This window comes from Actinomycetospora chibensis (assembly GCF_028737215.1).
Lineage (GTDB): Bacteria > Actinomycetota > Actinomycetes > Mycobacteriales > Pseudonocardiaceae > Actinomycetospora > Actinomycetospora chibensis.
In genome coordinates, this window is sequence record NZ_JAQZAM010000008.1 from 129,273 (window position 1) to 142,147 (window position 12,875).

Annotated in this window: 6 protein-coding genes; 1 reads left to right on the forward strand and 5 read right to left on the reverse strand. The window is 73.7% G+C overall.

Annotated elements, in window-relative coordinates; all coding sequences use genetic code 11:
- From glgB to PH189_RS14160, 5 genes are all read right to left on the reverse strand, one after another.
- Nucleotides 1–2,229, reverse strand: a complete 2,229-nt coding sequence (gene glgB / locus PH189_RS14140) for a 1,4-alpha-glucan branching protein GlgB (RefSeq protein ID WP_274189440.1) — start codon at nt 2,227–2,229, stop codon at nt 1–3.
- Nucleotides 2,226–3,662, reverse strand: a complete 1,437-nt coding sequence (locus PH189_RS14145) for a maltokinase N-terminal cap-like domain-containing protein (RefSeq protein WP_274189441.1) — start codon at nt 3,660–3,662, stop codon at nt 2,226–2,228. Before PH189_RS14145 ends, glgB begins: the two co-directional genes overlap by 4 nt.
- On the reverse strand, nt 3,662–5,470 hold the full coding sequence (treS, locus tag PH189_RS14150; RefSeq protein ID WP_274189442.1) for a maltose alpha-D-glucosyltransferase: 1,809 nt from the start codon (nt 5,468–5,470) through the stop codon (nt 3,662–3,664). Before treS ends, PH189_RS14145 begins: the two co-directional genes overlap by 1 nt.
- A gap of 82 nt (nt 5,471–5,552) precedes the next feature.
- The gene (locus PH189_RS14155) at nt 5,553–6,062 is read right to left on the reverse strand and encodes an FxsA family protein (protein ID WP_274189443.1); all 510 of its coding nucleotides are present in this window, start codon (nt 6,060–6,062) and stop codon (nt 5,553–5,555) included.
- A gap of 183 nt (nt 6,063–6,245) precedes the next feature.
- On the reverse strand, nt 6,246–8,354 hold the full coding sequence (locus PH189_RS14160; RefSeq protein WP_274189584.1) for an alpha-1,4-glucan--maltose-1-phosphate maltosyltransferase: 2,109 nt from the start codon (nt 8,352–8,354) through the stop codon (nt 6,246–6,248).
- A 1,934-nt stretch (nt 8,355–10,288) separates the two neighbouring features.
- On the opposite strand from PH189_RS14160, the gene glgP reads away from it, so the two are divergent.
- Nucleotides 10,289–12,832, forward strand: coding sequence for an alpha-glucan family phosphorylase (gene glgP, locus PH189_RS14165; protein ID WP_274189444.1), 2,544 nt, complete (start codon nt 10,289–10,291; stop codon nt 12,830–12,832).
- The last annotated feature ends 43 nt before the right edge of the window (nt 12,833–12,875 follow it).

Here is a 12,875-nt window from a genome sequence, read left to right on the forward strand (position 1 = left end):
TCAGAGGCCCGGGGAACTGCGGTCGAGGGCCAGCCAGATCACCGCGGACGCCGGGAGCGTGACCTCCGCGGACGCCGGACGTCCGTGCCACGGGCTCGACGAGGCGATGACCGCCCCGTAGTTGCCGACCCCGCGCCCGCCGTAGACGTCGGCGTCGGTGTTGACGACCTCTCGCCAGCGACCCGCGTGCGGCAGGCCCACCCGGTAGTTCGGGTGGTCGACGCCGGCGAAGTTGACCAGGCACGCCACCGCGTTGCCCTCGCGGTCGTGGCGCAGGAACGACAGCACGTTGCCCGTGGCGTCGTTGGCGTCGATCCACGAGAAGCCCGCGGGGTCGGAGTCGAGCTGGTACATCGCCGGCAGCGACCGGTAGGCGGCGTTGAGGTCGCCCACCAGCCGTCGCAGGCCCCCGTGACGGGGGTCGTCGAGCAGCTCCCAGTCCAGCGAGCGCTCCTCGGACCACTCGCGGACCTGGCCGAACTCGCCGCCCATGAACACCAGCTGCTTGCCCGGGTGCGCCCACATGTAGCCGAACAGCGCGCGCACACCCGCGGCCTTGCGGTCGTCGTCACCGGGCTGGCGCGTCCACAGCGAGCCCTTGCCGTGCACGACCTCGTCGTGCGACAGCGGCAGCACGTAGTTCTCGCTGTAGGCGTACGTCATCGAGAACGTCATCTGGTTGTGGTGGAAGCCGCGGTGCACGGGGTCGCGCCCGACGTAGTCGAGCGTGTCGTGCATCCAGCCCATGTTCCACTTGAAGCCGAAGCCGAGCCCGCCGAGGTGGGTCGGGCGCGTGACACCCGGCCACGCCGTCGACTCCTCGGCGATCGTCACGACGCTCGGGTGGTGCTTGTAGACGGTGGCGTTGACCTCCTGGAGGAACGACACCGCCTCGAGGTTCTCGCGACCGCCGTAGCGGTTGGGGGTCCACTCGGTGCGTGAGTAGTCCAGGTAGAGCATCGAGGCGACGGCGTCGACGCGCAGGCCGTCGACGTGGAACTCGTCGAGCCAGTACAGGGCGTTCGCGACCAGGAAGTTCCGCACCTGGGAGCGCCCGAAGTCGAACACGAGCGTGCCCCAGTCGAGCTGCTCGCCGCGGCGCGGGTCGCCGTGCTCGTAGCAGGGCGTGCCGTCGAAGCGCGCCAGCGCCCACTCGTCCTTGGGGAAGTGGGCGGGCACCCAGTCGACGATCACGCCGATGCCCGCGCGGTGCAGGCGGTCGACGAAGTACCGGAAGTCGTCCGGGGTGCCGAAGCGCGAGGTCGGCGCGTAGTACGAGCTGACCTGGTATCCCCACGAGCCGCCGAACGGATGCTCGGCGACGGGCAGCAGCTCGACGTGGGTGAAGCCGGTCTCGGTGAGGTACTCGGCGAGCTCCTCGGCGAGCTCGCGGTAGCCCAGCCCCTGGCGCCAGGAGCCCGGGTGCAGCTCGTAGATGCTCATCGGCTCGCTGTGCGGGGTCGAGGCGTCCCGCGCGGTCATCCACGCCTGGTCGGTCCACTCGTGCGTCGACGTGGTGACCACCGACGCCGGCGTGGGCGGCAGGTCGGCGGCGTAGGCCATCGGGTCGGCCTTGTCGAGCCAGTTGCCGTCCGGGGTGAGGATGCGGAAGCCGTAGCGGGCGCCGTCGCCGATGCCCGGGACGAACAGCTCCCAGACGCCGGAGCCGAGCGCGCGCATCGGCGTCGCCGTGCCGTCCCAGCCGTCCCAGTCGCCGCACACCCGCACGCCGCGGGCGTGGGGCGCCCACACCGCGAACGACGTGCCCTCGACGGGGCCCGCGGGCGTGGGCCACCGGCGGAAGTGCGCCCCGAGCGCGTCCCAGAGCCGCTCGTGGCGCCCCTCGCCGATGAGGTGCAGGTCGACGGGCCCGAGCACCGGGGAGAACCGGTACGGGTCGTCCGCGACCGTCTCGACGGTCTCGCCGGTGGTCTCGTCCGTGCGCCGGGTCGCGAGGCGGTAGCGCGGCAGCGGCCCGGGCACGCCGGCGGCGAACACGCCGGCCGCGTGCACCGCGGCGAGCGGGTAGCGCCCGGCGGTCGGACCGTCGTCGATCACGACGTCGACGGCGTCGGCGCCGGGGCGCAGGGCACGGACGATCACGGTGCCCGGCGACTCGGGGTCACGGTGCGGCCCGAGCACCGAGTGGGGGTCGCGGTGCGAGCCCTCCATGAGCAGGTGGACGTCGAGGTCCGAGGGCGCGGGGGTCAGCGGACGGGACCGGGTCATCGCTCGCTCCGCCCCGCGGGTGTGAGCAGCCGGCGCATCGACCGCAGCGGGATCGACACCCATCCCGGCCGGTTCCGGGTCTCGTACAGCACCTCGTACACCGCCTTGTCCAGCTCGTAGGCCCGCAGCAGCTCGGGCGTGTCCCGGGGATCGGTCCCCGCGACCTCGGCGTAGCCGTCGCAGAACGCCGACCGGTTGCGGTCGGCCCACTCCTGCGCGCGGCGCTCCAGCTGCGGATCGGGGTCGTCGGTGGCCTGTTCCCGCTCGGAGAGCTGGTGGAACGCCGCATAGTCGAACGAGCGCAGCATCGCGGCGACGTCGCGCAGCGGGGAGTCGGGGCGCACCCGGTCGGCCAGCGACTTCGACGGCTCGCCCTCGAAGTCGATGACGAGCCATCCGGTGGGCGTGCGCAGCTCCTGGCCGAGGTGCAGGTCGCCGTGGATGCGCTGGATCGTCGTGGGACCCGCGTCGCTCACCCCGTGGAACACGGCGGCGATGGCGTCGCGCTGCTCGGCGACACCCTCGACGGCGGACGCGGCGCGGTCGAGCCGCTCGAGCATCCAGGCCTCGATCTCGGTGGCCACCTCGGCGTCGAGCGGGCGGGTGCCGAGCGCCGCAGCGAGCTCGCGGTGCACCGCCCCCACGGTCTTGCCGATGCGGTGGGCCTCGCCGGCGAAGTCGCCGCCGACCTCGTCGGCGCGCAGGTCGGCCTCGGCGAGCAGGTCGCGGACGCTGGCCAGGGCCATCGACCAGCCGTCGGCCGAGTTGGCCGCGTACTCCTGGAGCATCGCCACGGTCATGGGCTCGCCGTCCATCGAGCCCTCGACCGCCCCGAGCAGGGGCGCCACCTCGGCGCTGCCCTCGCGCCGCAGGGCCCGGTGCAGCTCGAGGTCCGGGTTGAGCCCGGTCGTGGCGCGGCGGAAGAGCTTGAGGATGGCGCGCTCGCCGTAGATCACCGAGCTGTTCGACTGCTCACCCTGCAGCGGACGCCCCGGTCCCACGATCACCGGCTCGGTGTCGGGCTCGGCGACGAAGCGCAGCGGCTCGCGCGTCGCGTTCTCCGTGATGAGCGCGAGGAACAGCCGGCTGATCCGCCCGTCGGCGAGCCCGTCGTAGACCACGTCGTCGCCGTGGTCGGTCGGGCGCCGGCCGATGACGGCGTGCTCGAGGTCGCCGGGCGGCTGGCGCTGCGACCCGAGGACCAGCTGGTAGCGCTCCTCGGCGGCCCCGTCGGCGAACGACACGGTGATCACCGCGTGCTCCACGGTCGGCGTCTCACCGGGCCGGGAGATCACGGAGTGGGAGGCCGTGCGCACGCCGGCGACCTGGCGGCCCTTCGCGGGGAACCAGCGCTGCGTGGGCAGCCAGGCGATGAGGGCGTCGTGGAGTCCGGCGAGCGGGTCGGGGGACCCGTCGGGCGTCAGTGCGGACATCAGCGCTCCTCGGCCGGGTGGATCGCGAACCAGTAGAAGCCGTGGCCGGGCAGCGTCAACAGGTAGGAGAGCTCACCGATCGGCGGGAAGGGCACCCCGCCGGTGAGTTCCGTGGGGACCATGCCCTTCCAGGCGATGAGGTCGAGCTCCACCGGTTGCGGGAAGCGCGACATGTTGTTCACACACAGCACGACGTCCCGGGTGCCCTCTGCGTCGGTGTACTCACGCAGGTAGGCGAGGACGCTCGGGTTCGTGCCGCCGAGCTCGTGGAACGAGCCGAGGGCGAACGCCGGGTGCTGCTTGCGGATGTCGATCATGCGGCGGTTCCAGTGCAGGAGGCTCGCGGTCGAGTTGGACTGCGCCTCGACGTTCACCGCCTGGTAGCCGTAGACCGGATCCATGATCACCGGCAGGTTGAGCCGGCCCGGGTCGCACCGGGAGAAGCCGGCGTTGCGGTCCGGCGTCCACTGCATCGGGCTGCGGACCCCGTCGCGGTCGCCGAGCCAGATGTTGTCGCCCATCCCGATCTCGTCGCCGTAGTAGAGGACGGGGCTGCCGGGCAGACTCAGGAGCAGGGCGGTGAAGAGCTCGAGCTGGTTGCGGTCGTTGTCGAGCAGCGGGGCCAGGCGCCGGCGGATGCCGATGTTGGCCTTCATGCGCGGGTCCTTGGCGTACTCCGCGTACATGTAGTCGCGCTCGTCGTCGGTGACCATCTCGAGCGTCAGCTCGTCGTGGTTGCGCAGGAAGATGCCCCACTGCGCGTTCGACGGGATCGCCGGCGTCTGCGCCAGGATCTCCGAGATCGGGAAGCGCGACTCCCGCCGCACCGCCATGAAGATGCGCGGCATCAGCGGGAAGTGGAACGCCATGTGGCACTCGTCGCCGCCGATCTCGGCGTCGCCGAAGTACTCGACGACGTCCGACGGCCACTGGTTGGCCTCGGCCAGCAGGACCCGGCCCGGGTACTCGTCGTCGACCACCTTGCGCACCCGCTTCAGGAACGCGTGCGTCTCGGGGAGGTTCTCGCCGTTGGTGCCGTCGCGCTCGAAGAGGTAGGGCACCGCGTCGAGCCGGAACCCGTCGATCCCGAGGTCCAGCCAGAACCGCAGCGTGTCGAGCATCGCCTCGCACACCGCGGGGTTGTCGAAGTTCAGGTCGGGCTGGTGGGAGAAGAACCGGTGCCAGTAGAACTGCCCGCGCCGGGAGTCGTAGGTCCAGTTCGACGCCTCGGTGTCGACGAAGATGATCCGGGCCTCGGACCAGCGCGTGTCGTCGTCCGACCAGACGTAGAAGTCGCCGTAGGGCCCCTCGGGGTCGCGGCGGGACTCCTGGAACCAGTGGTGCTGGTCCGAGGTGTGGTTCATGACGAGGTCGGTGATGACGCGGATGCCCCGCGCGTGCGCCTGGTCGAGGAGCTCGACGAAGTCCTCGACGGTGCCGAACTCGCCGAGCACCTTGCGGAAGTCGCGGATGTCGTAGCCGCCGTCACGCAGCGGCGAGTCGTAGAACGGCGGCAGCCACAGGCAGTCGACGCCGAGCCAGGCCAGGTAGTCGAGCTTGTCGATCAGCCCGCGCAGGTCGCCGAACCCGTCGCGGTTGGAGTCGGCGAAGGCCCGGACCAGCACCTCGTAGAAGACGGCGCGCTTGTACCAGTCCTCGTCGACGGGCAACGTGCGCGCGTGGCGGAACGCCGCGGCGCTCGGTTCCTCGAGGGCGTGGGCGCCCTTGTCCTCCGTGTGGTCCCGGACGTGGACGCCCGGGTCCTCGTGCGCCACCGTGCCCGCCTCGGTGCTGACTCCCTCGTTCATCAGGCGTCACGCTAGTGGTCCCGCGCGGCCGTGTTCCGCACTGGGAGGGCGCGGCACCGGGCGGACGGCGGCGCGACGACCGTCAGGAGTCGGGGTCGTCGGCGGGTCGGGCCTCGATGACCGTGCCGCGGAACGAGCGCGTGCCCGCCGGGTCCGGCCCCGCTCCCCAGGTCGGCGCCCCCGCACCGGCCGGGCCGCCGACGCCGACGACGGTGACCGTCGGGCCCATCCGCGCGCTGCCGGCCCGCACCGCGCGGGCGGCGGCGCGGCGCGCGAGCGCCCGGCGCACCGGCGGGACCAGCAGGACGAGCGCGGCGAGGGTGGAGAGCAGGCCGGGCACGACCAGCAGCACGCCCGCGAGCGCCACGTACATGCCGTCGGCGACCTCGGCCTCGGCGGGCCGCCCGGAGCGTGCGGCGCGGCCGAGCTCGACCAGCGAGCGCCGGCCCTCGTGACGCAGCGCCCAGGCTCCGATGACGGCCGACAGCACCAGGACCCCGAGCAGCCCCCAGAACCCGATGGCCTGTCCGACCAGGACGAGGACGGCGATCTCGACGGCCAGACCGACCGCCAGGGCGACGAGTACGCGCACTTCTGACCTCCTACCCGGGGACCTCCCAGGGCTCTCGTCCGGTTAAACGCCCGACGTCGGAGGATCGTGCCCGATGCGCCCGGTTCTCAGCGGGCGCACAGGGTGGGGGGGCGATCGGCTCGTCCACCGGCTCGTCCATCGGCTCGTCCATCGGCTCGTCCATCGGCTCGTCCATCGGCTCGTCTATCGGCGGAGCACCGAGATGACGTGCGCGACGTCGCGCCACGGCTCGAGGCGCACGTAGTTCGTCTCGCCCCACTCGAACGTCTGCCCGCTGACCTCGTCGTACGCGCCGAACCGGTCGTGGCGCTCGAGGCCCAGGGCCGACATGTCGAGGTGCAGGTTGCCCTCCTCGATGCCGAACGGGTTGAGCGTCACGACGCACAGCACGGTGTCCCCGGTGAGCGGGTCGGTCTTCGAGTAGGCGAGCAGCGCCTCGTTGTCGGTGTCGTGGAACCGCACCGTGCGCAGCTGGCGTAGCGCGGGGTGGTCGCGGCGCAGCTGGTTCAGGCGCGTGATCCACGGCTCGAGGCTGCGGCCCTCGGCCAGCGCGCCGGCGAAGTCGCGGGGGCGCAGCTGGTACTTCTCCGAGTCCAGGTACTCCTCGCTGCCCGGGCGCACCGGCTGGTGCTCGAAGAGCTCGAAGCCCGCGTAGACGCCCCAGCTCGGGCTCAGCGTGGCCGCCAGCGCCGCCCGGATCGCGAACATGCCCGGGCCGCCGACCTGCAGCGACTCGTGGAGGATGTCCGGGGTGTTGACGAAGCAGTTCGGTCGGCACTCGTCGAGCCGGTCGCGGTGCAGCTCGAAGAACTCGCGCAGCTCGTCGCGGCCCGTGCGCCACGTGAAGTACGTGTAGCTCTGGCTGAAGCCGGCCTTGGCCAGCCCGAACAGCCGCGCGGGACGGGTGAACGCCTCGGCCAGGAAGATGACGCCCGGGTCCCGGCGGTGGACCTCGGCGATCAGCCAGTTCCAGAAGTTCGGCGGCTTCGTGTGCGGGTTGTCCACCCGGAACACGCGGATGCCGTGCTCCATCCAGTACAGGACGATCCGCAGGACCTCGGCGTAGATGCCCTCGGGGTCGGTGTCGAAGTTGACCGGGTAGATGTCCTGGTACTTCTTCGGCGGGTTCTCGGCGTAGGCGATCGTCCCGTCGGGGCGGATCGTGAACCACTCCGGGTGCTCGGTGGCCCAGGGGTGGTCCGGCGCGCACTGCAACGCCAGGTCCAGGGCCACCTCGAGGCCCAGCTCGTTCGCGTGCGCCACGAAGGCGTCGAAGTCCTCGATCGTGCCGAGGTCGGGGTCGATCGCGTCGTGACCGCCGGCGGCCGAGCCGATGGCCCACGGGGAGCCGACGTCCTCGGGCCCCGGGGTCAGGGTGTTGTTCGGCCCCTTGCGGTTGACCGTGCCGACCGGGTGGATCGGCGGCAGGTAGGCGATGTCGAAGCCCATCGCGGCCGCGCGGTCCAGCTCGCGGGTGGCGGTGGCGAACGTGCCGTGCACCGGCCGGCCCTCGGCGTCCCAGCCGCCGGTGGAGCGCGGGAAGAACTCGTACCAGGCGCCGGCCAGGGCGAGCGAGCGCTCGACCTGGACGTGGTGGGTCTCGCCCTCGGTCACGAGCTCCCGCACCGGGTACTCGGTCATGGTGCGGTGCACGGGCACCGACAGCGCGAGCCCGACGCGCTGGGGCAGCTCGAGGTCGGTGTCGCGCAGTTCCGCGGCGGCCTTGGTCAGTGTGCGGGCGAGGTCGAGCACCGGAGGCATCGCGATGCCGCCCGTGCGCTCGCTCGCCGGGTCGTCGTCCGCTCCACCGTCGGCGACGCGGGGGGTCTCGCGCAGGCGCTGCTCGATGCCGTCGGCCGCCCGCTCGAGCAGGCGGGCACCGGACTCGAGGTCGTTGGACAGCTCGGCGGCACCCTGACCGGCCCGCGTCTTGACGTCGACGGCGTGGCGCCAGGTCGCCCACGGGTCGCTCCACGCGTCGACGCGGAAGCTCCACAGGCCCTCGGCGTCGGGGACCACCTGGCCGGCGAACCGGTCGGTCAGGGCGCCCGTCGGCACCATGCGCGTGCTCCGCGGGGCCTCGTCGCCGCAGGGGATCGTGGCGTCGGGGTTCTGCCCGTGGCTCTGCGCGCCGCAGCGCTGCCAGACCACGGTCGCCGCGACGGCGTCGTGACCCTCGCGCCAGACCGTCGCCTCGACCGGGACGACCTCGCCGACCACGGCCTTCGACGGGAACCGCCCGCCGGAGACCTCGGGGGTGACCTCGTCGATCCCGAGCCGTCCCTGCGGCAGGGCGTGCCGGTCGATCGCGTCGGCGGGGATGCCGGCACGGGGCGCCGGTGCCGGGGTGGGGGTGCTGGCGTCCGTCGTGTCGGTGCTGGTCGTGTCGGTGCTGGTCGTGTCCGGGCCGGTGGCGGGCGCGGTGGCCGTGGGCGAGACCGCGGCGGCGTCCGTCGCGGGGGCGCCGGCCGGCTCCTCGGCGGGGACGTCCGCGCCGTCGGGGTCGGTCACGGTCAGGTCGCCGGGGGCGTCGCCGCCGCGGAGGTCGGTGTCGGCGGGCGCCGCGCTGTCCGCGGCCGGGATCTCGTCGCGCGGGCGGTCGGGGGCGTGGTCGACGGGGGGGTCGGCGGGGTCCTCGTCGGCACGCTCGTCAACGGGGTCGACCGGCAGCGGCCCGATGCCGAGGGGGTCGTCGTCGTCGGGGACGACGTGACGACCGTGTCCCGAGGACACGGTCGACGTCGGCGGGTCGACGGGGTCCGGGGCGGTGGTGCTCGCCGAGGGGGTCGTCGGCTGTCGCTCGACGGGCTCGTCGGCGGCCACGGGCGTGCTGTCCGAGGGGGTCGTGTCGGCACCGTGTCCCGGGGACACGGTCGTCGTCGGCGGGTCGACGGGGTCCGGGGTGCTCGGCGCGGGTGACCCGAGTCCCGAGGTGTCCGGCCACGGCCGGGGGCGGAGTGACGTGGTGCTCTCCGGGGTGGTCCCGGAGGTGCTCGCCGGCTCCTCGGAGCGGTCGTCGGACCTCGATGCCGCCCCGGCCGCGAGCCCGGCGACGCCCAGGCCCGCGGCGCCCCCGGCGGCGGTGCGCCAGCCCGTGGCGGAGCCGGCCGCGTCGTGGGCCGGGGCGTCGATCGGGGAGTCCTGCGGGCCGTTCCCGGTGTTCGTGGTCGGCGTCTCGGGCTCGTCGTTCGTGGGGGCCGCGGAGCCGACGGGCGCGTAGGGCGTCCGGGGCATGAACCAGGACGCGTCGTCGGCGGCGGGGGGCCCGGGCCGATCCGCCTGGGGCCGATCCGCCTGGGGCCGGTCCGTACCGGGACGCTCCGGGGCAGAACGGTCCCCGACCGGCGGGGTCACGCGTCCGGTCGTCTGGTCGGGATCGCGGTCCGACGACGAAGTCATGCCTGGCCCGCTACCCGCAACCGGCGGAATCGATGCGGAGGGCCGGTCGGGCGTCGACGAGGGGCGCGTGGCGGGCCGTCCGGTGGCGACGCCCCAGGGCGGGGTCGCCGGCCGGCGCCACGGCGGCAGAGTCGGGGTGGGGGAGCCGCCGGTCTCCGCCCCGGTCGGCATGCCGGGCATGTCGCCGCCGACCGCGTGGAAGCCGTTGGCGGGCGTCACCGGGTCGTCCGACGTCGTGCGGGTCGGGCCGTACGTCCCGAACGGGGGGACGACGGGGCGCTCGGCGGGCCGCTCCGATCGCTCGACCGGCGACGGTCCTCCCGACGGGGGACCGACCGGGCGGCCGGACATCGGGATGCCGCCGGAGGGTGGGCCGGTGGTGCGCCCGGGCACCGGGAACGGGCCGGTGGTGGGTCCGTGCGGACGGGCGTCGGGCGGCGGGGGAGGTCCGACCTCGACGTCCTCGGCCGACCCCCAGCCCCGTCGCCTGCGGCGCCAGGATCCCGACGGCGGGCCGGTCTCGACCTCGCCGGTCGTCCGGCCGGTCCCGACCTCGCCGGCCTCCCGGTCCGTCGCGAAACCGCCGAGGAAGGGCGGGCTGGCGGCCCCGTCGGACCCGACGGTGGCCTGCTCGCCGGTGAGGTCGCGGGGCGTCTCCGACGAGGGTTCGGGCGGGGCCTCGTCCCGGCCCTGCGCCTGCTCGGAACGTCGCCCGGACCGCCACCATCTCCCCAACGCGCTCACGCCACGCAGCGTAGTCATGGGATCGATCCAGGGAAGGTGGGGCCGCACGGCGCGTCGCGGGTCGAGCCGTAGGCTTCGGCCGCGTGAAGGCTCTGCGTCGCTTCTCCGTCCGTGCCCAGCTCCCGGCCGCTCTCGCGCCCCTCCAGGAGCTCGCGATGAACCTGCGCTGGACGTGGCACGGCCCCACGCAGGACCTGTTCGCGGGCGTCGACGAGGCGGTCTGGCGCTCGTGCGGCGGCGACCCCGTCCGGATGCTCGGCGAGGTCCGTCCCCAGCGCCTGGCCGAGCTGGCCGAGGACGCCGGGTTCGTCGGCCGCGTGCAGGAGCGCGCCGAGGACCTGCGCGCCTACCTCCGCGAGCCGCGCTGGTACCAGGGCCGCGCCTCGGAGGGCCTGCCGTCGGCGATCGGCTACTTCTCGATGGAGTTCGGGGTCAGCGAGGTCCTGCCGAACTACTCGGGCGGGCTCGGCATCCTCGCGGGCGACCACCTCAAGGCGGCGAGCGACCTCGGCGTGCCGCTGGTCGCGGTCGGCCTGCTCTACCGCTCCGGCTACTTCCGCCAGTCGCTCTCGCTCGACGGCTGGCAGCAGGAGCAGTACCCGGCGCTCGACCCCCAGGGGCTGCCGCTGCACCTGCTCGCGGACTCGTCGGGCGAGCAGGTCCTGGTCGGCGTCGCGATGCCCGGCGGCCGGACGCTGCGCGCGCGGGTGTGGATCGCGTCGGTCGGCCGCGTGCCGCTGCTGCTGCTCGACGCGGACATCGAGGAGAACGACCCCGACCTTCGCCAGATCACCGACCGCCTCTACGGCGGCGACGCGGAGCACCGCATCCGCCAGGAGATCCTCGTCGGCATCGGTGGCGTGCGCGCGGTCCGCGCGTTCTGCGGGCTGACCGGGCACCCGGCGCCCGAGGTGTTCCACACCAACGAGGGCCACGCGGGCTTCCTCGGCCTCGAGCGGATCCGCGAGCTCGTGGCCGACGCGGGCCTCGACTTCGAGCAGGCGCTCGCGACCGTCCGCGCCGGCACCGTCTTCACCACCCACACCCCGGTGCCCGCGGGCATCGACCGCTTCCCGGTCGGTCTCGTCGAGCACTACTTCACCGCCGACATGCTCCCCGGCATCGAGCCGTCGCGGGTGCTTGCGCTGGGCCGGGAGCCGGCCGGCGACATGTTCAACATGGCGCACATGGGCCTGCGCCTCGCGCAGCGCTCGAACGGTGTGTCCCAGCTGCACGGCGAGGTCTCGCGCGGGATGTTCCAGTCCCTCTGGGGCGGGTTCGACGCCCCCGAGGTGCCGATCGGCTCGGTGACCAACGGCGTCCACGGCCCCACCTGGACCGCCCGCGAGATCGGTGGGCTCACTGCCGGGGCCGAGACCTCGGGCAGCCCGGAGCTGTTCGGCGTCTCCGACGCGCTGCTCTGGGAGCTGCGCGGGACGCTGCGCCGTCGCCTCGTCGAGGAGGTCCGCCGGCGGGTGCGGGCGTCGTGGCTGCAGCGCGGGGCGTCCGAGCCGGAGCTGGCGTGGACCGAGCGCATCTTCGATCCGGACGTCCTCACCATCGGCTTCGCGCGCCGCGTCCCGACCTACAAGCGTCTGACGCTCATGCTGCGCGACCCCGAGCGGCTCAGGTCGATCCTGCTCGACCCCGAACGTCCCGTGCAGCTCGTGATCGCGGGCAAGTCGCACCCGGCCGACGAGTCGGGCAAGGCCCTGATCCAGCAGATGGTCCACTTCGCGGACGACAACGGGGTGCGCCACCGGATCGCGTTCCTGCCCGACTACGACATGTCGATGGCGCGCTACCTGTACTGGGGCTGCGACGTCTGGCTGAACAACCCGCTGCGCCCGCTCGAGGCATGCGGCACGTCGGGGATGAAGTCGGCGCTCAACGGCGGGCTCAATCTGTCGGTGCGCGACGGCTGGTGGGACGAGCTCTACGACGGCCGCAACGGCTGGGCGATCCCGACCGCCGACGGTGTCGACGACCCCGACCGCCGCGACGACATCGAGGCGAACGCCCTCTACGACCTGCTCTCGACCCAGGTCGCCCCGCTGTTCTACGACCGTGGCGCCGACGGCGTGCCCGACCGCTGGACCGCGCTCGTGCGCCACACCCTCGCGACGCTCTCGCCGAAGGTGCAGGCGACGCGGATGGTCACCGACTACGTCGAGCAGTGGTACGCCCCCGCCGCCCGGTCCGCCGCGCGCGTCGTGGCCGACGGGTGGGCCGGTGCCAAGGAGCTCGCGTCCTACCGCGCGCGCCTCGACGCCGCCTGGGCGTCCGTGTCCGTCGCCGAGGTCGACGCCTCGGGCGGCGCGGACACCCCGGTGCTCGGGGCGCCGATGACCGTGCGCGCGGAGGTCGTCCTCGGGGGCCTCGACCCCTCCGAGGTGCTCGTCCAGGCCGTCGTGGGCCGTGCCGACGACGCCGACGAGCTCTCGGAGGCGACCGTCCAGCCGATGACCTCGATCGGCCCGGGCCACGACGGCTCCCACCGCTTCGAGGCGGTCGTCGCCCTGCCCCACGCCGGCGTCTTGGGCTACACCGTGCGCGTGCTGCCCCGCCACGACCTCCTCGCCGCCCCCGCGGAGCTGGGCCGGGTCGTGCTGCCGGCGCAGGGGTGACGCGACTTCGGTGACGAGACCCGCGCTCAGCGCGGGTTCCGCC